The following is a 20,581-nucleotide window of genomic DNA, read 5'->3' as shown; positions in this document are numbered from 1 at the left end:
ACGCCGCTGATCACAGCGGTTCGAAGACGACCTTCCGGCGTTCCGGGTCCGCCTCCACCAGCCGCACCGCGATGCGCTCGCCCTCCGGCAGGTTGTCCCCCGTGCAGCGGCCCATCACGGGCGGCTGGGCGACGAACAGGTCCGCGCCGTTCGAGTCGGCACGCAGGACCACGGCGTCGAACTCGTGGCCCACCCGGTCTGCCAGCACCCACGCCTCGACCTGGTCGAGGCACGCCCGGTCGACCTTGCCCGCCAGGGCGTCCGACCCGCCCATCAGGCCCGGCAGCAGGGGCAGCGCTTTGGTCAGCCACTCGGGCACCGGCTCGCCCGCCGTCACGGCCAGGCACACCTCGGTGGCGAAGCGGTCCACCAGGCGGCGCAGGGGCGCGGTCACGTGCGCGTACGGGGCGGCCAGGCCCGCGTGGGTGGAGATGGCGGGCACCTCGCCGTTGAACGCCGTGTAGCCCGCGCCGCGCAGGAGGCGGGTGGCGTCGACGAACAGCGCCAGCGCCTCCGGGCGGCTCGGGTCGAGGCCCGCGAGCAGCCGGGACGGGGTCACGCCGTCCGGCCACGGCACGCCGAGCGCGTGCGCGGAGCGGCGCAGCGCGTCCACCGCGCCGTCGTCGGCGTCGGGCAGGGTGCGCAGCACGCCGACCTTCGCCTCCAGCATGATCTTCGCCGCCGCCATGCCGGTGAGCAGCGAGACCTCGGCGTTCCAGGCGTCCACGTCGGCGCGCGGCCGGACCGCGAGCTTCCAGTCGCCGTCCCCGTTCGGCACGATCTCCTGCTCGGGGAGCTGCAGCTCGACGGCGCCGCGCTCGGCCGCGCGCTCGCGGCGCAGCCGGCCGAAGTCCGGCAGGGCCTCGACCGACGGGTGCGGCGTGCCCGCGTCGAACGTCGCCTGCACGCCCTCGTAGTCGAACTGCGCGGTGGAGCGCACCACCGCCCGGCGCACCCGCACGTCGACCGGCTCGCCGTCCGGGCCGCACTCGAACGTCCACAGCACCGCGGGCCGCGTCTGCCCCGGCAGCAGGCTCGCCGCGCCCTCCGACAGCACCGGCGGGTGCAGCGGCACGTTGCCGTCGGGCAGGTACAGCGTTTGACCGCGCTTGCGCACCTCGGCGTCCAGCGCGCCGTCCGGCACGACGAACGCGCCCAGGTCGGCGATCGCGTAGTGGACCCGGAACCCGGCGCCGACCCGTTCGACCAGCAACGCCTGGTCCAGGTCCTTCGCGCCGGGCGGGTCGATCGTGACGAACGGCAGCGCGGTGGCGTCCTCGCGCCCGGCCAGGCCGACGTCACCGGACACGGCGGCCTGCGCCTCGGCGAGCGCGGCGGCCGGGAACTCCTCGGGCAGGCCGAACTCGGCCCGGACGCCCCCGAAGTCCAGGTCCGCTCGACCCGTGCGGATCACCATGGGCTGCACCCTAAGCCGGCCTCAGCGCCTGCCCCAGTCCTTGTCGGCCTTGTCCTCGGCTTTCGTCCGCTCGCGCGCCAGGTCCAGCGCGTGCTGCGCGGTGGCCTCGTCCGGGTAGGGGCCCATCCGGTCCCCGCCCCGGCAGCCCACGCCGTGCTCGACCGTCCGGTGGGTCAGGCAGTAGTACCAAGCGTTCGGGTCAGAAGCCATGCACCCAGGTTTCCATGCGTGGGGGCGCATGTCATGTTGGCCACCTGGGTGACGGCGGCGCCTGCACGGGCGGCGCCTGCAGCGGCGGGCCCGGGGGCGCCTGCACCGGCAGCGGGCCCGACTGGGGGTACGACGGCGGCGGCACCACCGGCGGCTGCGGGAAGCCCCGCGGCGGCGTGTTCTGGTTGGCGTTGGCGAAGTCGCCCGGGATCGGGTCGAGCACCGACACCAGCACCGTCTTCTGCTCCGGGTCGGTGATCAGCGCGCCGCTGCGGTCCCGGTACACGAGCTCGCCGTCCGAGTCGATCTCGGCGATCGCGCCGACCTCGGCCAGCTGGTCCTCGTCGAGGTCGACCAACCGCTCCACCCGCGACGGCACGACCCGGTACACCGGCCAGTCGAGGTGCGCGAACGTGCGGTGGAAGTCGGCCAGCAGGTGCGCCATCTGCTGCTGCCACGGCAGCGGCATCGCCTCGACCAGCGACCGCGGCAGCACCGCGTACGACTGGTCGGTGCCGGGCGGCCGGGTGTTGAGGTAGTCCCGCGTCGGCGTGCTCGACGCGGGCGGCCCGGCGTGCCGCTGGATGGGTTCGTGGTTGAACACCGTCGTGCCTCCCTACACGCCCGGCCGGACGGCCAGCGGCATCAACTCGTGGTAGTTCCAGTTGATCTTGCTGATCTTCACCACGTCACCGGTCTGCGGCGCGTGGATGTACTCGTCGTTGCCCAGGTACATCCCCACGTGGTGGACCGTGATCGGGTCGGCCGGGTTGGTGGCCCAGAAGATCAGGTCACCGGCCTTGGCCTCCCGCACGGGCAGGTACGCGCCGCCGGACAGGTACTGGTCGTTCGCCACCCGCGGGATCTTCACGCCGGCCGCGGCGAACGCCTTGACCAGGATGCCGGAGCAGTCCCAGCGGTCGGGGCCGTTGCCGCCCCACAGGTACTCCTCGCCGAGCTGGTCCTTGGTGAACTCGATCGCGGTCGCCGCCGCGTTCGACGCGAGCAGGTACTCGCCGGCGCCCTCGCCGCACCCGGCCGGGTCGGTGACGTCGCCTTCCTTGCTGATCAGGAAGGCGGCCATGGCCTCCCACCGGTGGTACCGGTCCGGGAACGCCGACCGCTCGACGTCCTGGGCCGAGTCGCCGGGCCGCTGCTCCTCCCAGTTCGGGAGCTTCAGCAGCACGTCGTAGAACTTGCGGATCGCGTAGTCGGGGTTCGTCACCTCTTCGGGCGTGCCCCAGCCCATCGACGGCCGCATCTGGAAGATGCCCAGCGAGTCGCGGTCGCCGTAGTCGAGGCTGCGCAGGCCGGACTCCGTCATGCCCGCCTGGATGGCGATCTGCCACGCCAGCGGCGGCAGGCCGCGCTGGCGGCCGATGGAGATGATGTTGGCGACCGTGGTGAGCTGCTCGGGCGTGAGCCGCTCCGCGTCGGCGCGCCCCTTGTCCTCGCCCCCGCCCGACCACGGGCCGATCGAGGCGTTGCAGCTCGCCATGCGGATGCCGGCGGCTTCCTCCGACGGGGTGTTCTCGTTGATCACGGTCGACACGCCGTTGGTCACGGTCACGGCGACCACGGCGACGACCGCGACCACCACCAACCCGATCTTCAGCATGTCACCCCACCTTGGTCCACTCGGTCACGACCCACCCCTCGGGCAACTTCGCCACGGTGACGATCAGCTTGCCCTCTTCCAGCTGTGCCTCGAACTCCGCCGAATCGGTGGATGACTTGACCGGCCGGACCGGCTGGTCGATCACGACGGGCACGTTCGCCGGATCGACCGACGCCAACCGGGGGAACATCTCGTCGGACGTGTGCTCCTCCAACCCGGCGAGCCACTGCTCCTTCGTGGTCTTGCCCGGTTCGAAGCGGCTGAAGGCGTCCACCCACGCGTCGGCGCGCAGCTGCGCGTTCGCGTTGACGGGAGCCGACGGCGCCGCCGGCGTCGGGCTCGGCGCCTTCGTCGGCAGCGGTGTCGACGTGACGGACGGCAGCACGCCGATCTGGTTGCCGCCGCCGGTGCCGGTCGGCGCGGTGCTCGACGTGCCCGCCTGGTTCCCGGTCTTGCGCGGCGCGACCGCGTTCGGGATCACCACGCTGATCGTCGTCACCACGACCACCACGCCGACGACGCTCGCGACGAGGTGCCGGGGCGAGCGCAGCGGCCAGCCCCACAGGCGTCGGTACACGGCCGTGCGGCCGCGGTTGGTTCGAATCGGCATCAGCTGTCCCTGACCTCGAGCCCGCGTGACGGCCGGTAGATCACGTGGACCTGCCGCCCCGCCACGACTTCCGTCTCCGCGCGGCGCGGGCCCGGCACGGCCGACGTGTCGGCGACCCGGCCGGAAGCCGCGGCGTACCCGCCGGCGCCGTACCCGTTGGTCCGGGACGGCACCAGCACGGCGTCGTCCGCCCGGTCGTAGTTCCGGTCGGCCAGCGGCGGCGCGTCCACGACGCGGGACCGCCCGGACGGCAGCGCCGCCGGACCCCCGTGCGCGCCGGCGGGCAGCGCCTCCCGGCCGCCGCCGCCGGACCCGGGGCTCAGCTCGCCCACGCTGTTGCCGGCGCGGTCGAGCCGCTGCGAGGTCGCGACGACCGGGTTGGCCGCCTCGGGCCGCACCCGCCGCCGGTCCCGCTGCGGCACCTCGGGGCCGTCCGGGTCGGTGTCGCGGATGGTGTCCCAGAACTCCTCCTGCGGCGAGGGGCCCTCCTGCTTCTTGCGCAGCCGGGACAGGACGCCGCCGCGCATCGGCAGCACGTTGCTCGCGGCGCCGACGGACGTCTCGACCATCTGCCACATCCGGCGCAGCGGTTTGCCGACCATGAAGCACACCAGGGTGAGCATCAGCCCGAGCAGGGTTCTCGTCAGCAGCGACAGGCCGGTCGCGTTGAAGATCGCCTGGAGGAGCACCGCGTGCGCGCCCGCCAGCACCGCGAGCACCAGCACGTGGAACACCGTCACGGCGGCGGCGCGGGCGACCTTGCGCAGCAGGTCGTGGTGGATCAGCGCGACGAGGCCGATGAGCGGCCCGGCCAGCGTGAGCACGCGCAGCAGCAGCTGGGCCAGCAGCACGGCGGCCTTGGCGAACAGCTGGAACAGCGAGAACGCGACGGCCTGCAGCAGCGACAGGAACCCGGCGCCGGTCCGGCCGCCGTCCTCGCCGCTGAAGTAGCCCTTCGTCGGGCCGAGCTGCGCGTAGATGTTCTTGTACTCGGCCTTCTTGGCGTCGAGCGCGGCCTGGTCGCCGTCCTTGTGCTCGCCCAGCTCCTGCACCGTCCACGCCTGCGCGGCCAGCAGCCTCGGGCCGAACTCGGCGGCCTGCGGCGCCTCGGGCGCGCCGAACTCGCCGCGCAGCCAGCTCTGGTAGACGACGGAGTCGTGCAGCCGCGACGGCAGCACGTCCAGGTTGTCCTGGTTCTCGTCCACGTCGATGAAGCCCGCCTGGATCTCCGACGTCCTGGTGACCAGCGTGTTGTCGAGCAGGTCGTAGAACTGGGGCAGCGCCAGCGTCGACGTCGCCAGCCACATCGCGGCCAGCGCCCACAGCCCCCGCTTGCTGATCGACGCCAGGTCGCCCTGCCAGATCTGGCGGAACATCAGCACCGCGAGGATCAGCGCCACCAGGCCGAACCAGCGCAGGTAGACGTTGTCGTAAACCTTCTGGACGCCGTCCTTCACCGCCTCGTCGAGCGGCTGGAGCAGGCCCTGGCCCACCACCGTGTAGTGCAGGGCGTTCGTCGCGCCGACGATGTTCTTGCCGACGTTGAACAGCTCGTTGCCCATCCACGTGTCCAGCACCGGCGTGGCGTTGGGCACCAGGCACTTCTCCTGGTACGTGTGCCACACCATGCCCGCGTACCCGTAGGTCAGGTACGGCGTGTCCGGCAGGCCGTTGCCGATCGGCGGGTCGACCGCGCCGACCATGCCCGAGCCGGGCCGTTCCGGGTTCGGCGCCTCACCGCACGGCGCGGCCTGCGCCGGCGTGGCGCCGATGACGACCTGCAGGCCGACGATCGCCACCACCACGGCCATCGCCCGCCACCGCGCGCGGGCCGTCCCGCCGTGCGCCGCCGCGTCTTCCTGAGCCCGTCTGAAACGCCGTCGCGCGTAGAGCGCGACGGCGATCAACGCCACCAGCAGGAGGGTGCTCATGCCGCGCCCTCCCGGCCCGGTCGGCGGTTTCCTCCCTCGCCGTGTGCCGAGTCGACCAGCTCGTCGGCCAGGCCGACTTCGAGGTCGGCGGCCAACTCGTCGTCGTACTCGTCCTGGTGCTCCACGTACGCGAACGGGTCCTGCGGCGACGAGACCTCGACCTCGGCCGGCTCGGGCCCCTCGCGCAGCGCGTCCGGGGTGGTGTCGAGCGAGTTGCGCAGGTGTTCCAGGTGCGGTCCGGAGAAGTCGATCCGGATGCGCTCCACGCCGCCCGCGCCGTCGCCGAAGATGAACTGGCGCGGCGCGCGGTCGCGCTCGACGTTCGTGCGGACGCCGCCGGGACGACGGCCCAGCGACGCCACGACCTGCTCGTAGCCCGCGCCGACCGGCACCTTCAGCAGCCGCAGCGCGTCCGCCTGCGCCTGGTCGTCGTCCAGCCGGCCGACGAACACCGAGTCGAGCAGCGTCACGAAGCCCTGGATCTTCAGGAAGTCCGCCGGGATCTGCGACGACAGCAGCACCCGGACGTTCCACTTGCGGGAGTCGCGGGCGAAGCGGTTCATCAGCACGCGGCCCGTCGGCACCTCGGACAGGAAGAACGCCTCGTCGATCCAGACACCCTTGCGGAGGTCCTTCGGCCGCTCGTAGATCGACCGCTGGGTGAGCCACGCGGCGAGGTTCAGCATCTCCACGCCGAGCGCCTCCGCGTCCGTCCAGTGCTCGCGGCCCGTGCCGTCCTTAGGCAGGTTCAGGCCCGCCATCGTGAGCACGGTCAGCCGGTCGTCGCGCTGCTCGTTGTACGGGTCGGCGTCCTGCTCGGGGATGAGCAGCGACATGCGCTCCCGCATCTCGTCGAGGAAGTCGGCGACGACGACGGCGTGCTCGTGGTGCTCGCTCGCGTCCCGCCGCAGCGCCTCGAACACCATGCCGGGGTGCGCGTCCGGCCGGCCGCCGACCGTGCGGACCGCGCGCAGCAGCACGATCCGGGTCTGCGGGAGCCGGGCCACCTCGTACGGCAGCAGGCCCGACAGCACGTCCAGCACGAGGCGGCGACGGGTGGCCGCGGCCAGCGCGCGTTCCCGCCGCCACGCCCGCTCCGGGTCCTCCTCGTCCATGAAGTGGTCGAGCTGGGGCTCGGCCACCACGCGGTACGGGTTGAGGATGCCCGCCTGGGCGTTGAGCAGGTTGATCGGCCGCGCGTACGGCTTCAGCTCGGGCAGCTCGCACAGCGCGGCCAGCGGCCCGGACGGGTCGAGCAGCGTCCAGTGCGCGCCGGCGCGCAGCGTCTTGTAGACGATGCCGCCGCCGAGGAACGACTTGCCCGCGCCCAGCCCCGCGACCATGGCGGTCAGGCCGGACGAGTCGCGCAGCTCCTGCGCCATCCACGGGTCCCACGCCACCGGGCGGCGGGTCGCGGTCACCGTCTCGCCCAGCAGGATGCCGCGCCGGTCGCCGACCTCGGCGGTGGCGGTGGGGACGGCGCTCGCCGCCCACAGCACCGAACCGCGCCGCAGGTACGCCGACGACGACAGCGGCTCGCCGGGGATGAACTCGCGGGCGATCGCGTACTGCGCCTCGGGGTGCTCGATCGCCACCTTCGGCTTGTAGAGGTCGAGCAGCCCCTGGGCGAGGCGCAGCGCCTCGCGCTCGGTCGGGCCGGAGACGGCGAGCCGCCACCAGCTGCGGACCCGCGTGCCGAGGGCGGTGAAGCCCGACGTCATCTCGTCGTCGATCTCCAGCACCCGGGACGCCTGGCGCGCCAACGACTGCGGCGGGTCCAGCTCGTGCTCGTCGGTGTAGTGCCGCACCTGCGAGCGAACCTTGCTCATCTGGCGCTGCAGCTCGCCGGAGACCTCTTCGGGACGCCGCACGTAGATGCGGGCCGACCACTCCACCGCGGCGGGCAGCCGGTCGGACCGCTGCACCCACGGGTCGTCGACCTCGGGGATCTGCAGACCGTGCATCAGGCCCACGGTGAGCACGGCGACGTGCCGCTTGATGCCCGCGTTCGAGCCCGTGCGGCCGCGGACGGTGACCGTCGGGGCGTAGGGCTCCTGGTGGAAGTCGGCCGCGTCGGTGAAGCTGGCCAGGTCCTCCGGCTCCCACGGCGCGCCCGGCACGGCGGGCAGGTTGCGCGGCGCGGGCAGGCCCAGCGAGCACGACCGGTGCATCAGCCAGGACATCTCCTCGGCCGTGGCCGGGCGGCCTTCGAGGCCGGCGGAGCCGATCACCTGGTCGAGGTGGTCGATCTCGGACTCGATGGCGACCAGCTCGGCGTCCACGGCGTCCGGGAAGACCTTGCGCAGCACGGGGGCCGCGCGCTCGACCGCGCGGTCCATCATGTTGCGGGTCTGCACCTGGACGCCGAGGTAGACCTCCTTCTCCGCCATCGACCGGCCCATGAGCTGCTGCTGCTCGCCGACCATGTAGTCGTCGAAGCTCAGCGTCCCGGGCGTGTCGGGCAGCCGGCGCACGGCGTTGTGCACGTGCGCCTCGGCCCACATCCGGATCGGGTACGGCCGGTTCGTCACGCGCAGGTGCATCCAGCGGCCCTGGAGCTCGGCGTACTGGCCCGCGATGGCGGCGATCAGGTCCTGGCGCTGCGAGTCCGACCGGAACGACCAGCGCTGCGGCGCGAGCCGGTACCAGGCGTAGACCTCCTGGCCGGTGCGCAGCAGGTGGCCGTCGATGCTGCGCGCGGCGATCGACGGGGTGTAGCTCGGCACGGCCTGCTCACCGGGCAGGCGGCGGCCGCGCTTGCTGTAGACCTTGCGGTCGTCGCGCGCCGCGGCGGCGTGCTGGGCCACGTGTGCGGCGGAGCGTCGGTCACGGTCACGCCGGCGTCCGAACACCGCGCACCTCCTTCTGACGGCGGTCTTGCTGCCTGCGGTGCTGGGATCGGGTGGAGGCGCTCGCGCGTTTCGCCCCCCTGGGGTGACGTTTGCGGGGGCGTTGCGGGGTGACCCGGATGCGCGCGGCGCTGGCCGCGCCGCCCCGGCCCGACGTCGTCTCGCGCGGCGCGGTCAGCTCGCGCACCCACATCGTCAGGACCGACGAGAGCGGGCGCTCGTGGCTGATCCGCGAGCAGATGAACCGGGTCAGGGCGATCGTGATGACGAAGCCCCAGCCGGTGTTGATGACGTCGAAACCGAAGCCGATCTGCCGCTGGACCGCGGTGACCAGCAGGAACACCACGATGCCGACACCCCACGCGACGTACCGCGCACGCCACGGGAAGGTTGCCTTGGGCGGGCCGAGCCAGACGGCGTCGACCCGGTAGACCTCGTCGTCAGTGCGTACCCGCAAGGGTCACCCGCCGGTGAAGAGGCCCGCGATCCACGAGCCGATGTTCGCGCCGGCGTTCGTGGTCACGGCCAGTCCGATGATCGCCAACGCGATGATGACGCCGCCGAGGCGGCGCATGACACCCGCGTTGTCTCCCTTGCCGCCGCCCAGCCACAGCAGCAGGAGCGCCACGGTGAGCAGGAGCAGGGGGACGAGGTTGTCGAGGATCCACTGGCGCACCCCGCCTGTGCCCAGGGCGGGCGGCTGCTGCTGGGCGAGTGTTACCAGGGTCATGGCGGTCATCTCGTACTCCTGAGTACGCAGGACTTCGCCGGGCGGGCCGAGGGGTGCCCGTCCGGTTGGTGCGCTATCGAGTAGAACACGTCTTCGTCACGAGGTGTATCGGACGGCTAGCGGTGCGTAGATCAATAACCGTTCCCCTGGCAGTCGATTACGTCTAATCTGACCACAGACATCATGGTTGGGGGCGAGCCGGTGGAGAACCGACGTCCCCGGATTCTCCCGATTGCTGAGATAGTTCACCCGACTGCGAACCCCCTGGTCACGCACAGTGTGCACGACCTCCAGCCCTCTGCCCGCCGGTCTTCCCCAGTAGCCCGTCCGGCCGAACGGGAGGGCCCGAACGGTCCGCATCACCGAGTGACGACGCCGAGGAGGCTCGCCGATGACCCAGCCGCCCGAGGCCGTGCCCGAACCAGCCACCGGAGTGAACGAAATCACCGTCTCCGTGGCCGTCTCGGACGGTGATCAGGTTACCGGTGACGACCGGCAAACCGGGCGGCGGGTGCAGCGGACCGTCAACTTCGACCAGGACGTGCTGGAGCGGGCGCGGGCGGCGGCCACCTACCTGGCGGCGTACGAGGCGGAGGCCGGCGTGCGGAGCCTCGCGGACATCGTGAACCCGGCCGTCGCGGCCTACGTGGCCGAGCTGGAGCGCCGCTACAACGGCGGCCGGGCGTTCCGCCCGGTGTTCCGGATGCCGCCCGGCCGACCCGCCCGCCGCGGGTAGCCCGCGACGCGCGGAGAGGCCCCTCCCGAACCCCCAGTCCGGAAGGGACCTCCCCGTCACGCGCGGCGGATCAGCTGGTGCCGGAGATCCGCCAGTAGCCGCCGGTCGGCAGGGTGTCGGGGCCGACCGGGCCCTTGTTCCAGAAGTAGTCGTCGAAGTTGGCGAGGCCACCGCCGCCGATCGGGCCCATCGTCGCCCACCGCACGGACGCCGGCTGGGTGTCGATCGACGCCTGCGCCCACGCGTCGCGGACCTTCATCGGCTTGTTCCACCACAGGAACGGCTGCCGCACCAGGTAGTTCGCGAACTTCCCGCCGTGCACGGCGCTGTGGTACGAGACGGTGTCGAAGCTGTTGATCTGGTGCAGCCCGCGGAACGCCTTGCCCCAGCGCGCCGCCCAGCTCTGACCGCCCGACGAGGCCTGCAGGATCGAGCAGGTGAACAGGCTCATCCACTCGACGTCCTTGTTGCCCCAGCGCGCCTCGTCCTTGGACAGGAACGTGTCGGTGTTGCTGCTGCACCCGGCGAACGAGAAGCCGGTCGGCGAGCCGTGGCCCTGCCAGTAGGTCATGTCGACGTCGTCGGCGTAGAGGTGGTCCTGGCCGCCGGGGAACACCGGGTCCTTGAAGTCGCGCTCCCAGGCGTTGTGGTTGACCCAGCTGAACTGCACCGGCACGCCGGCGGCGGTGAACCGGTTGTTGAACGTCGACAGGTTGTTCGCCGTCCACGGCAGGCCGGAGCACGGTCCCGTGCCCTCGCTGCCGACGTCGATCCGGTTGGTCCACTGCGGGGCGAGCGAGCCCTCCTCGCGCGGCGGGTCCACCGGGCCCGGCTGCGGCAGCCGGGCGTCCACGGCCGCGCCGACGATGACGGCCTGGACCGCCGCGCCGTCGCTGTTCACGCCGTCGCACCGGAAACCGGGGTCGAGCCGGTCGACCTTCTCCGACAGCGGCGGGGCCTCGTACACGTACGACACCCCGGTCGGCCGGACGCTCGCGCCGAGCACCTTCGCGCAGCGCTCGCGGCCCTCGTCCAGCGTCAGCACCGGAACGCGGCCGACCTCGACCACCTCGCGGGTGCTGTAGGTCAGCCCGGACACGGCGCCCTGCCCGTCGAACGCGACCCGGAGCTTCGCGCCGGGGCCCTCCAGCGGCACGCCGTCGAGCGTGAAGGCGAACGACACGGCGGTGTCGAGCGGGGCCGAGAGCACGGGCTTGGTGTCCGCGCCGACGACCTCGAACGTGGTGTGCGCGGCCGTCGGCGTGGCGTTGGCGGGCAGCAGGCCCGCGCCGCGCAGGGTTTCGAGCGCCTTGCCGGTGGCGTCCTCGACGGGGATGGCCCGCAGCCGGCTGAGGGCGTCGACGTCGAGCGAGGTCAGCGTGGTCTCGGAGCCGTCCTCGTCGGGCTTGCCCGCGCCCCGGTCGAGGCCGGGCACGTGCAGGTAGGTCGCCTCGTCCGCGAACGACACGGAGCCGTCCTCGGCGAGGTGGACGTCCTCGAGCCCGAACGCCCGCTGCAGCGCGGCGGCCTGGTCGGGGGTGAGCCCGGCGGACCGGACCCCGTACACGGGCAGTTCCGCCGCGGCCGACGTGCCGGTGGCCGACGCGGTGGCCGTGGCGCCGGTGATCGCGACCGCGCCGGTCAGGCCGGCCAGTGCGAGCCAGGTGGTGGCCCGCCTTCTCGTGGTTGACATGGAGTTCCCCTCCTCGTGGTACCGCGGGGCAGGACCCGCGGTCTGCGAGGAGGAAGCGCGCCGGGCCGCGGTGATACCGGGAACCACTCGAACGGCGTCATTGCTGTAACACCGTTGGCGCGCAAAGGATGTACAGGCGGACCCGTGTCGCGGGCCGGGAGGGTGCGGATGAGCCGGCATGTAAGCCGGATTCTGTTCCCGGGCGCCTCGCGGCGGTCCCGTTCGGCGGCCATCCATCTCGGCCTGCCGTTGCCGACAGGCTCCTGCGGCCTACCCGCAGGCATCGGGCGGGCCGCCCTCGATCGCCTGCGCAGGTGCCCGGAGGCACCCTCTTGGCCTTGCTCCGGGTGGGGTTTACCTAGCCGTTCCCGTCACCGGGGACGCTGGTGGTCTCTTACACCACCGTTTCACCCTTACCCCGGCTCGCGCCGAGGCGGTCTGTTCTCTGTGGCACTGTCCCGAGGGTCGCCCCTGGTTGCCGTTGACAACCACCCTGCCCTGTGGAGTCCGGACTTTCCTCGGCGACGGAGTGATCCGTCGACGCGGCCGCCCTGCCGACTCATCCGCGTTCACCAGGATACCGGCGAGTTCCCAGGCAGTGGAACCAGGGCCGGTGAACCTTGTCGCGATGTGGTCTTGCTGTTCTACTCGGACGCATGGCAGGAATCGGGGGACTCACCCGCCGCCGGCACGTCGACTTCGGCCGCACCGCCGCCGCGATCTGTTGTCGCTGACGCTTTTACCTCGCACACCGAGCCTTTTCTTCGAAAGGTGTCAGCGTTCCATGTCCTCCATTCTGCTCATTTCCGGCGGCCCGTCGCCGACCTCCCGCACCGGTGTCGTCGTCACCCACGTCGACGCGCTGCTCCGCGAGGCCGGGCACGCGGTGCGCACCCTGCACGTCCGCCGGCTGCCCACGTTGTCGCTGCTCACCGAGGACCTGCACGACCCGGAGATCGGTGACGCGGTCGCGGCCGTCCTGCGCGCGGACGGCATCGTGGTCGCCAGCCCCGTGTACCGGGCTGCCTACAGCGGCCTCGTCAAGGCGCTGCTGGACCTGCTGCCGAAGAAGGCGCTGCGCGGCCGGGTGATCCTGCCGCTGGCGACCGGCGGCAGCCAGGGCTTCCTGGTCGCGATGGACTACGCGTTGAACCCGCTGCTCGCCGGGAAAGGCGCGGACACGGTGCTGCGCGGTGAATTCGTGCTCGACCCGGACATCGCCGGCGGGACCATCGCGCCGAAAGCCGCCGAAGCGATTCGCGGCGCGGTGGACCGGTTCACGATCGCCGTCGAGGAAGCGCGGTTCCGGCGTGAGCGCCACCGGCTGCGCCCGGCCGGCTGACCGTTGCCGGCTGACCGTTGGCGGCCGGCCCGTTCCCGGCACGGCCCATTCCCGGCCGTGCCGGGTCCGGGCTCCCGGTCAGGCGAGGTGGGAGGTGTCGTTGACCAGCCGCACGGAGGCGAGCCCGTCGGGGTAGAACTCGACCACCGACAGCGACGCGAGGTCGAGGTGCAGCCGGAACAGCAGCGACGGCCCGACGTCCAGCGCCATCCGCAGCAGGCACTTGATCGGCGTCACGTGGCTGACCACGACGACGTCCGCGCCGCCGAAGCGGGAGATGATCGCGTCGCGCGCCCGCCGCACCCGCCGGTGCACCTGCTCGAAGCTCTCGCCGCCCGGCGCGGGCACGGACGGGTCGCCGAGCCACCGCCGGTGCACCTCCGGGTCGCGCTCGGCGGCCTCGGTGAACGTGAGCCCTTCCCACGTGCCGAAGTCCGTCTCGATCAGGTCGTCGTGCGTGCTCAGCTCGGCCCCGGTGGCGGCGGCGACGGCCCGTGCCGTCTCCTGGGCGCGCCCCAGCGGCGACGACACGACGGCCGCCAGGCCCTCGACCTTCGCCAGCCGCCGTGCCGCGGCCTCGGCCTGCTCGCGGCCGACGTCGGTCAGCGGCGGGTTGCCGCACCCGGAGTACCGGCGGGCCACCGACAGCTCGGTCTGCCCGTGCCGCAGCAGGTACAGGCGGGTCGGCTCGCCCACCGCGCCGGTCCACGACGTCGGTGACTGGGTCGCCGCCGCGTCCGGCTGCTGCGGCTCGGACGGGGCCGGCGCGTCCTTCGGCGGACGTCCGCCTTCGGCGCGTCCTACTTCGGCACGTCCTTCGGCACGTCCTTCGCGGGTGCGCTCGACGCCCGCCTGGTCGTCCATCGCCCGGTTCGCCAGCCGGTCGGCGCGCTGGTTGCGCTCGCGCGGGATCCACTCGTAGCCCACCCGGTCGAACGCGCGCGCCAGCTCGCGGGCCTGCGCGACCAGCGGCTGCATGGCCGGGTGCTTGACCTTCCACCGGCCGGACATCTGCTCGACCACGAGCTTGGAGTCCATCCGCACGTCCACGACGGACGCGCCGACCTCCACCGCCGCCCGCAGCCCGGCGATCAGGCCCTGGTACTCGGCGACGTTGTTGGTGGTGACGCCGAGGCCCGCGGCCCGTTCGGCCAGCACCGCGCCCGACTCGTCGAGCACGACGGCGCCGTACCCGGCGGGCCCGGGGTTGCCCCGCGAGCCGCCGTCGGCCTCGACGACGACCTTCACAGCCCGGATTCCCCGGTCCGCACCATGATCGCGCCGCACTCCTCGCACTGGATGACCTCGTCCGCCGGGGACTCCTTGACCTTGGCGAACGCGTTGCGGTCCAACTCGATGCGGCACGCGCCGCAGCGACGGGACCGGAGCAGCGACGCGCCGATGCCCTTGTGCGTGCGCACCCGCTCGTACAGCGCCAGCAGCGGCTCGGGGAACTGGCCGATCAGGAGCTTGCGCTCGGCGGTGCGCTTGGCCTCGGTCGACTCCAGGTCGGCCAGCGCGGCGTCCCGGCGGCGCGCCGCGTCGGCCAGCGCCTCCTGCGCCTTGTCCAGCGCTACCCGTGCGTGCTGGATGTCGGCCTCGACGGCCTCGCGGCGTTCCATCAGCTCCAGCAGGTCGTCCTCCAGCGCGCCGCGGCGGCGGCCGAGGGTGGCCAGCTCGTGCTCGAGGTCGGTGAGCTGCTTCGCGCCGACCGAGCCCGCCTGGAGCAGCTTGCGGTCGCGCTCCTCGCGGGCGCGGACCTGGTCGATCTCGGTCTCCTGCCGCTTGACCTCGCGGTTCAGGTCGCCGAGCGTCGTCTCGATCGTCGTCAGGGCGTCCTGCTTGGCGCGGAACTGCTTCTCCGCCTCGGCGATCTCCGCGATCTCGGGCAGCGTCCGGCGTCGGTGCAGGACGCGCGACAGCTCGGCGTCGACCTGGGCGAGGTCGAGCAGCCTGCGCTGCACGGCGGGATCAGCCTTCACTGTGTGCCTCTCAATTGGGTGCTCCTGTTCGGCCCGTCACGCCGACGGTCCAGGGATCGGTCCGGCGGGTCGAGACGAGGACCTCGACCGTACCGCCGAACGCGGTGCGCACGACGCCGGCCGCCTGCCCGCACCACGGCTGCTCGCTCGCCCAGTGCGCCACGTCGACCAGCGCCGGCCCGCCCGCGGCGACGTGCTCGCCCGCCGGGTGGTGGCGCAGGTCCGCGGTGACGTAGGCGTCGACGCCCGCGCGGGTCGCCGCGGACAGGTAGCTGTCGCCCGCGCCGCCGCACACCGCGACCCGGCGGATCGGCCGGTCCGGGTCGCCCGCCGCGCGCACGCCCCACGCCGTGGCGGGCAGGGCGTCGGCGACGCGCCGGGCGAACTCGCGCAGCGGTTCGGGCCGGTCCAGCTCGCCGATCCGGCCGATGCCGGTGTCCGACGGCAGGTCGGCGACCTCGTTGAGGTTGAACGCGACTTCCTCGTACGGGTGCGCGGCGCGCAGGGCGGCCACCACGTCGGCGCGGCGGCGCCGGTCGAGCACGACCTCGACGCGGGTCTCCGGCAGCCGCTCCAGCCGCCCGACCTCGCCCACGGCCGGGTTCGCGCCGGTCAGCGGCCGGAACTGGCCGGTGCCGTCGACGGTCCACGCCACGGTGTCGTAGTCGCCGAGGGTGCCCGCGCCGGCGGCGTGCAGCGCGTCCAGGACCCGCTGGGCCCGGTCCACCGGCACGTACGTGGTCAGCACGTCGAGCGGACGGGCGGGCGCGGGCGTGAGCGGGCCGGTGACGTGCAGGCCGATCGCCTCGGCCAGGGCGTCCGAGACGCCGGGGTTGGCCGCGTCGGCGTTGGTGTGCGCGGTGTAGAGGGCGACACCGGACCGGATGAGCCGGTGCACCAGCGCGCCCTTCGGGTCGTCCGCCGGCACGCCCGTGACGCCGCGCAGCATCAGCGGGTGGTGCGCCACCAGGAGCTGCGCGCCCACCTCCAGCGCCTCGTCCACTGTGGACTCGACCGGGTCGACGCAGAACAGCACCCTGGACACGGGTTCGGCGCGGTCGCCGCAGACGAGGCCCACGGCGTCCCACGCCTCGGCGGTCGCGGGCGGGTAGGCGGCCTCCAGCGCGGCCAGCACGTCCCCCAGCGTCGGCGTCCCGGTCACCGGTCCTCCAGCACGACTCGCAGGGCGTCCACCAGCACCGCGAACTCCTCCGGCGCGCGCACGGCGACGCGCAGGTGGTCCGGGGTCAGGCCGGGGAACGTGTCGCCCCGCCGCACCGCGACCCCCTTGTCCCGCAACGCCTCGCGCACCCGTTCCCCGTCCGGCACGCGCAGCAGCACGAACGGCGCGTCCGGCGGCACGACCACCAGGTCGCCGAGCAGGTCGACGGCGTGCGCGGTGTGCTCCCGCGCCTCCCGCGCCGCCGCCTCGGCCTCGGCCACGGCCGATGGCTCGCAGCACGCCGTGACGGCCTCCAGCACCAGGCTGCCCACCGGCCACTGCGGACGGGGCAGCGCCAGCCGGGCCAGCAGCTCCGGCGCGCCGAGCAGGTAGCCCGCGCGCAGGCCGGCCAGGCCCCACGTCTTGGTGAGGCTGCGCAGCACCAGCAGGCCGGGCAGGTCGGCGCGGCCCGCGAGCGACTCCGGCTCGCCGGGGACGGTGTCGGCGAACGCCTCGTCCACCAGCAGCACGCGGCCCGGCCGGCTCAGCGCCGCGACGGCCTCCGCCGGGTGCAGCACGGACGTCGGGTTGGTCGGGTTGCCCAGCACCACCAGGTCGGCCTCGTCCGGCACCAGGTCGGGCCGCAGCGCGTAGTCGTCCTCCGGCCACAGCTGCACCCGGTGCACGGGCACGCCCGCGTCCCGCAGCGCCACCTCGGGCTCGGTGAACGACGGGTGCACCACGGCGGCCAGGCACGGGTGCAGGTTCGGCAGCAGCGCGAAGCCCTCGGCCGCGCCGTTGAGGACCAGCACCTCGTCGGGCGAGCGGCCGTGCCGGGCGGCGACGGCCGCGCGGGCGCGCTCGTCGGCGGCGGCGCTCGGGTAGGAGCCGAGCGAGTCGAGCGCGGCGGCCAGCCGGTCGCGCAGCCACGCCGGCGGCGCGGGCATCCGCACGTTCACCGCGAAGTCCGCGAGTCCGGGCGCGGCGTCGACGTCCCCGTGGTGGCGCAGCAGCGCCCGGCCGGGATCCTGGCTGGTCATCGCCGCGAGTCTAGGCGATCTGCGCCGGGCCGGTTCCGCGCTAGTCGATTTGGGACGCCGCCCAGTCCAGGTACGCGCCCGGAAGCTCGCGCAGGATGCCCAGCGCCTCCGGGTCCGCCGACGACGAGCCCGCGAGGTCCGGCAGCGCGCGCACCGCCTGCGCCGCCAGGGACGTGCAGTGGGCGAAGGTGTCGGCGACCAGGCTCGTCTCACGCAGCTCGGCCAGCAGCCGGGTCAGCTCGGCGTCGGTCAGCTCGCGGCCCCGGTTGGCGAGGAGCGTGCGCTGGTCCGCAGTCAGCGCGCCGAGCAGCGGCAGCGTGTAGACGCCCTGGCGGATGTCGTTGCCGACGGGCTTGCCCAGCCGCTCGGACGTGGACGCCAGGTCCAGCAGGTCGTCGAGGACCTGGAACATCAGGCCGAACAGGGCGCCGAACCGGGCCATGTCGGCGGTGGTCGCCTCGTCCGCGTCGGCGCAGTGCGCGGCCAGCACGCAGCCCACCTCGAACAGCGCGCCGGTCTTCAGCTCGACGGACCGGCGGGCGTTCTCCTTGGTGCGCAGCGGGTCGTAGAGGTCCAGCACCTCCAGCACCTGGCCCTCGACCAGGTCGGTGACGGCCTGGGCGAGCCTGCTCGCGGCGAACGGCGAGATGCGGTCCAGCGCGGCCTGGCTCGCGCGGGCCAGCATGAAGTCGCCGACCAGCACGGCGGGGCCCATGCCCCAGTCGGCGTTGACGGTGCGCACGCCGCGGCGCTCCTGCGCGTTGTCCATGAGGTCGTCGTGCACCAGGGACCCGGCGTGCAGCAGCTCGACGCACGCGGCGGCGGTGACGGCCTGGTCGGTGATCCTCCCCGAGACGGCCAGCGAGCCGGCCAGGATCAGCACCGACCGGAGGCGCTTGCCGCCGGCGGCGGTGATGCGACCGGCGAAGGTGTTCACGATCGGCAGGGACGACGAGGTCGCCAGGGCCCGGATCTCGTCCTCGACCTTCGGCAGCGCCCGGGCGAGCGCCGGCATGGTCGGCATGATCGGCACGGTGGACGGCTTCACGGTGGACACGCGGTGATCGTCCCGCGTCATACCTGAGAGGCCGCTGAGATCATCGAACTGGGTGCGGTTCGCCGAACCCCCGTCGGGCTGCGCCGGGGCGAACCGCGGACCGGCGGACCGGTCCGCGGCCGCCCAGGCGTGCGACGGCCTACACCACGGAGACGGCGACCGCGAAGAAGACCAGCGCGATGCTCAGGACCAGGTGCGCGAGCGAGGGCATCTCGCACCTGGCGGACCGGCACAGCGATGGCTCGATCACGGCCCGTCGCCCTTCACGTCACTTGTGCGAGTCATTCACATTCCTTCCCGACACATTCTCCCCCCATGTTCTCATTCTCCCCCCTCGTTCTGCGTCGGAATTTCGGGTCCGTTCGTTACCCGTTCTCGCGCTTGCGGAGGCTTTCCTCGGCGGCGGACAGGAACCGGGCCCGCTCCTGGCCCGCCCGACGCCTCCGCTCCCGCTCACGCACCCAGGCGAGCACGTCGTCCGCCCGCAGGCCGGCCGCCTCGCGGTAGAACTCGTCCTCGAACCACCACCACGCGCGAATGCCGTGCCGGGCAATGCGCACGGGCTGTTCCCGACGCGACACATCGAGTGACGAGAAATCGGTGACGAGCACCGGCGGGCACCCCGTCCCGACGAAGAAATGCCTTTTCCGGAACAGCGGGCCCCGGTCGGTGAAGAACCCGGCGTTCGGGTCGGGCTCCGGCCCGCCGGGCGACGTCACCGGCCGGGGCCGCGCGAACGCGGGCGTCTCCGGCCACGACCGACGGCGCAGCGCCACCGCCCCGCCGACCACCAGGCCCACCGCCGCCGAGGCGACGAGCAGCACGACGACACCCACCAAGACACCGGACACCCGAACCCCCGACGAGGACCGGCCACCGCGCCCGACCTGGCAGACTCACCCGCCGTGGCGCTGACCGTCTCGTTCATCTGCACCGGCAACATCTGCCGCTCCCCCGTGGCCGCGATCATATTCCGCGAGCACCTGCGCCGGGCCGGCCTGGGTGACCGGGTGGAGGTGACCAGCGCGGGCACCGGCGGGTGGCACGTGGGCGACCCGGCCGACCCGCGGGCCGCGCAGTCGTTGGCGGACAACGGTTACCCGACCGAGCACACCGCGGCGCAGGTCGGCGAGAGCCACCTCGACGCGGACCTGCTCGTGGCGCTGGACTCGGGGCACGCGCGCGAGCTGCGGCGGAGGGTCGCCGACCCGGACCGGGTGCGGCTGCTGCGGTCGTTCGACCCGGACGCGGACGGCGTCGACGTGCCCGACCCGTACTACGGCGACAAGGCCGGGTTCGACGCCGTGGTGGAGATGGTAGAAGCCGCTGTCCCCGGCCTGCTGGCGTGGGTGCGCGACCGCCTGTGACCGCGGCGGGGGCGGCGAGCGAGGCGGCCGGCGCGACCGGCGTGGCGGCGGTCGGCGTGCGGCGGCTCGGCGGGTCGGTGTGGGAGGTCGACCTGGCCGACGGCGACGTGGTCGTGGCCAAGCGGCACGACGACGTGGCCGCCGTGCTCGCCGAGGCCGCGTCGCTGGCGTGGCTGGCCGAGCCGGGAGCCCCGCCGACGCCGGCCGTGCGCGGGCACGGCGGCCACTGGCTCGTCCTGGACCGGGTGCCGCGCGGCGAGCCGTCCGCGCGGGCCGCCGAGGAGTTCGGACGTCGCCTCGCCGCCCTGCACGCGACCGGCGGGCCCGCGTTCGGCGCTCCCCCGCCCGGCGGGCCGGAGCACGCGGCGATCGGGCTCGCGCCGATGCGCAACGTGCCGTCCGGGACGTGGGCGGACTGGTTCCGCGAGCACCGGATCGCCCACTACGCCCGCCTCGCCGTGGACGCGGGGGCGTTGACCGCCGCGGAGGCCCAGACCGTCGAACGGGTGCGGGTGGAGGCGCCCGAGGAGCCGCCCGCCCGGCTGCACGGCGACCTGTGGCACGGCAACGTGCACTGGGCCGCGGACGGCCGGGCGTGGCTGATCGACCCGGCCGCGCACGGCGGGCACCGGGAGTCCGACCTGGCCATGCTCGCCCTGTTCGGCTGCGCCCACCTCGACCGCGTGCTCGCCGCCTACGACGAGGCCGCGCCGCTGGCCGACGGGTGGCGCGACCGGGTGCCGCTGCACCAGCTGTTCCCGCTGCTCGTCCACGCCGTGCTGTACGGCCGCGGTTACGCGGAACAGGCGTTGTCCGCCGCGCGATCGTTGACATGAT

At 73.4% G+C, this 20,581-nt stretch carries 20 protein-coding genes and 1 other RNA gene; 4 read left to right on the top strand and 17 right to left on the bottom strand.

Features of this window, described 5'->3' with window-relative positions:
- Nucleotides 1-10: 10 nt before the first annotated feature.
- Genes ACRAKH_RS04820 through ACRAKH_RS04780 form a run of 9 tightly spaced genes read right to left on the bottom strand, consistent with a single transcriptional unit; the run spans nucleotide 11 to nucleotide 9,374 of the window.
- Entirely contained in the window at nucleotides 11-1,417 is a 1,407-nt protein-coding gene (locus ACRAKH_RS04820; RefSeq protein WP_380724635.1) for an RNB domain-containing ribonuclease, read from the bottom strand.
- A 21-nt stretch (nucleotides 1,418-1,438) separates the two neighbouring features.
- Entirely contained in the window at nucleotides 1,439-1,627 is a 189-nt protein-coding gene (locus tag ACRAKH_RS04815; protein WP_380724634.1) for a hypothetical protein, read from the bottom strand.
- Between the two features lie 31 nt (nucleotides 1,628-1,658).
- On the bottom strand, nucleotides 1,659-2,231 hold the full coding sequence (locus tag ACRAKH_RS04810; RefSeq protein WP_380724633.1) for a hypothetical protein: 573 nt from the start codon (nucleotides 2,229-2,231) through the stop codon (nucleotides 1,659-1,661).
- 12 nt (nucleotides 2,232-2,243) lie between these two features.
- Nucleotides 2,244-3,245 (bottom strand): C40 family peptidase, encoded by a 1,002-nt coding sequence (locus ACRAKH_RS04805; protein ID WP_380724632.1) that lies wholly within the window; start codon nucleotides 3,243-3,245, stop codon nucleotides 2,244-2,246.
- A 1-nt stretch (nucleotide 3,246) separates the two neighbouring features.
- Nucleotides 3,247-3,855, bottom strand: coding sequence for a hypothetical protein (locus ACRAKH_RS04800; protein ID WP_380724631.1), 609 nt, complete (start codon nucleotides 3,853-3,855; stop codon nucleotides 3,247-3,249).
- Nucleotides 3,855-5,786, bottom strand: coding sequence for a hypothetical protein (locus ACRAKH_RS04795; RefSeq protein WP_447009656.1), 1,932 nt, complete (start codon nucleotides 5,784-5,786; stop codon nucleotides 3,855-3,857). Before ACRAKH_RS04795 ends, ACRAKH_RS04800 begins: the two co-directional genes overlap by 1 nt.
- Entirely contained in the window at nucleotides 5,783-8,593 is a 2,811-nt protein-coding gene (locus ACRAKH_RS04790) for an ATP-binding protein (protein WP_380728197.1), read from the bottom strand. The genes ACRAKH_RS04795 and ACRAKH_RS04790 overlap by 4 nt, the downstream gene beginning before the upstream one ends.
- Before the next feature lie 25 nt (nucleotides 8,594-8,618).
- Nucleotides 8,619-9,092: a hypothetical protein gene (locus tag ACRAKH_RS04785; RefSeq protein WP_380728199.1), complete on the bottom strand. Its 474-nt coding sequence runs from the start codon at nucleotides 9,090-9,092 to the stop codon at nucleotides 8,619-8,621.
- 3 nt (nucleotides 9,093-9,095) lie between these two features.
- Nucleotides 9,096-9,374: a hypothetical protein gene (locus ACRAKH_RS04780; RefSeq protein WP_077008017.1), complete on the bottom strand. Its 279-nt coding sequence runs from the start codon at nucleotides 9,372-9,374 to the stop codon at nucleotides 9,096-9,098.
- Between the two features lie 382 nt (nucleotides 9,375-9,756).
- Here ACRAKH_RS04780 and ACRAKH_RS04775 point away from each other — a divergent pair, with 382 nt between their 5' ends.
- Nucleotides 9,757-10,101: a hypothetical protein gene (locus tag ACRAKH_RS04775; RefSeq protein WP_380728201.1), complete on the top strand. Its 345-nt coding sequence runs from the start codon at nucleotides 9,757-9,759 to the stop codon at nucleotides 10,099-10,101.
- A 70-nt stretch (nucleotides 10,102-10,171) separates the two neighbouring features.
- Here ACRAKH_RS04775 and ACRAKH_RS04770 read toward each other — a convergent pair whose 3' ends face one another.
- Together ACRAKH_RS04770 and rnpB are read right to left on the bottom strand one after the other, a co-directional pair.
- Nucleotides 10,172-11,794 (bottom strand): DUF6345 domain-containing protein, encoded by a 1,623-nt coding sequence (locus ACRAKH_RS04770; RefSeq protein ID WP_380728203.1) that lies wholly within the window; start codon nucleotides 11,792-11,794, stop codon nucleotides 10,172-10,174.
- 165 nt (nucleotides 11,795-11,959) lie between these two features.
- Nucleotides 11,960-12,356: RNase P RNA component class A (rnpB, locus tag ACRAKH_RS04765), an RNA gene on the bottom strand.
- Nucleotides 12,357-12,578: 222 nt separating this feature from the next.
- On the opposite strand from rnpB, the gene ACRAKH_RS04760 reads away from it, so the two are divergent.
- Nucleotides 12,579-13,136: an NAD(P)H-dependent oxidoreductase gene (locus ACRAKH_RS04760; RefSeq protein ID WP_380728205.1), complete on the top strand. Its 558-nt coding sequence runs from the start codon at nucleotides 12,579-12,581 to the stop codon at nucleotides 13,134-13,136.
- 78 nt (nucleotides 13,137-13,214) lie between these two features.
- On the opposite strand, the gene ACRAKH_RS04755 is transcribed toward ACRAKH_RS04760, so the two are convergent.
- The 6 genes from ACRAKH_RS04755 to ACRAKH_RS04730 all read right to left on the bottom strand — a co-directional run bounded on the left by ACRAKH_RS04755 (nucleotide 13,215) and on the right by ACRAKH_RS04730 (nucleotide 19,228).
- Nucleotides 13,215-14,384, bottom strand: coding sequence for a bifunctional RNase H/acid phosphatase (locus tag ACRAKH_RS04755; RefSeq protein ID WP_380728207.1), 1,170 nt, complete (start codon nucleotides 14,382-14,384; stop codon nucleotides 13,215-13,217).
- Nucleotides 14,381-15,118, bottom strand: a complete 738-nt coding sequence (locus tag ACRAKH_RS04750) for a zinc ribbon domain-containing protein (protein ID WP_380728209.1) — start codon at nucleotides 15,116-15,118, stop codon at nucleotides 14,381-14,383. The genes ACRAKH_RS04755 and ACRAKH_RS04750 overlap by 4 nt, the downstream gene beginning before the upstream one ends.
- 10 nt (nucleotides 15,119-15,128) lie before the next feature.
- Nucleotides 15,129-16,262, bottom strand: a complete 1,134-nt coding sequence (locus ACRAKH_RS04745) for a Nif3-like dinuclear metal center hexameric protein (protein WP_447009951.1) — start codon at nucleotides 16,260-16,262, stop codon at nucleotides 15,129-15,131.
- Between the two features lie 14 nt (nucleotides 16,263-16,276).
- Complete coding sequence (cobC, locus tag ACRAKH_RS04740; RefSeq protein ID WP_447009655.1) at nucleotides 16,277-17,320, bottom strand: Rv2231c family pyridoxal phosphate-dependent protein CobC; 1,044 nt, start codon at nucleotides 17,318-17,320, stop codon at nucleotides 16,277-16,279.
- 40 nt (nucleotides 17,321-17,360) lie between these two features.
- Nucleotides 17,361-18,377: a polyprenyl synthetase family protein gene (locus ACRAKH_RS04735; protein ID WP_380730457.1), complete on the bottom strand. Its 1,017-nt coding sequence runs from the start codon at nucleotides 18,375-18,377 to the stop codon at nucleotides 17,361-17,363.
- A 365-nt stretch (nucleotides 18,378-18,742) separates the two neighbouring features.
- Nucleotides 18,743-19,228 (bottom strand): hypothetical protein, encoded by a 486-nt coding sequence (locus ACRAKH_RS04730; protein WP_380730455.1) that lies wholly within the window; start codon nucleotides 19,226-19,228, stop codon nucleotides 18,743-18,745.
- 60 nt (nucleotides 19,229-19,288) lie between these two features.
- On the opposite strand from ACRAKH_RS04730, the gene ACRAKH_RS04725 reads away from it, so the two are divergent.
- A complete protein-coding gene (locus tag ACRAKH_RS04725) occupies nucleotides 19,289-19,744 on the top strand; it encodes a low molecular weight protein-tyrosine-phosphatase (RefSeq protein ID WP_380730459.1) in 456 nt (151 codons plus the stop codon).
- On the top strand, nucleotides 19,741-20,580 hold the full coding sequence (locus tag ACRAKH_RS04720) for a fructosamine kinase family protein (RefSeq protein WP_447009654.1): 840 nt from the start codon (nucleotides 19,741-19,743) through the stop codon (nucleotides 20,578-20,580). Before ACRAKH_RS04725 ends, ACRAKH_RS04720 begins: the two co-directional genes overlap by 4 nt.
- Nucleotide 20,581 lies beyond the last annotated feature (1 nt).

The sequence above is a fragment of the Saccharothrix hoggarensis genome (genome assembly GCF_052936025.1).
The sequence above is the reverse complement of the archived record's forward strand: the minus strand, read 5'-3'. Positions and strand labels throughout refer to the sequence as shown.

Excerpts from the sequence above, each read along its gene's own strand:
- ACRAKH_RS04820 (WP_380724635.1), bottom strand. The coding sequence starts at position 1,417 with ATGGTGATCCGCACGGGTCGAGCGGACCTGGACTTCGGGGGCGTCCGG.
- ACRAKH_RS04815 (WP_380724634.1), bottom strand. The coding sequence starts at position 1,627 with ATGGCTTCTGACCCGAACGCTTGGTACTACTGCCTGACCCACCGGACG.
- ACRAKH_RS04805 (WP_380724632.1), bottom strand. The coding sequence starts at position 3,245 with ATGCTGAAGATCGGGTTGGTGGTGGTCGCGGTCGTCGCCGTGGTCGCC.
- ACRAKH_RS04800 (WP_380724631.1), bottom strand. The coding sequence starts at position 3,855 with ATGCCGATTCGAACCAACCGCGGCCGCACGGCCGTGTACCGACGCCTG.
- ACRAKH_RS04795 (WP_447009656.1), bottom strand. The coding sequence starts at position 5,786 with ATGAGCACCCTCCTGCTGGTGGCGTTGATCGCCGTCGCGCTCTACGCG.
- ACRAKH_RS04780 (WP_077008017.1), bottom strand. The coding sequence starts at position 9,374 with ATGACCGCCATGACCCTGGTAACACTCGCCCAGCAGCAGCCGCCCGCC.
- ACRAKH_RS04775 (WP_380728201.1), top strand. The coding sequence starts at position 9,757 with ATGACCCAGCCGCCCGAGGCCGTGCCCGAACCAGCCACCGGAGTGAAC.
- ACRAKH_RS04770 (WP_380728203.1), bottom strand. The coding sequence starts at position 11,794 with ATGTCAACCACGAGAAGGCGGGCCACCACCTGGCTCGCACTGGCCGGC.
- ACRAKH_RS04760 (WP_380728205.1), top strand. The coding sequence starts at position 12,579 with ATGTCCTCCATTCTGCTCATTTCCGGCGGCCCGTCGCCGACCTCCCGC.
- cobC (WP_447009655.1), bottom strand. The coding sequence starts at position 17,320 with ATGACCAGCCAGGATCCCGGCCGGGCGCTGCTGCGCCACCACGGGGAC.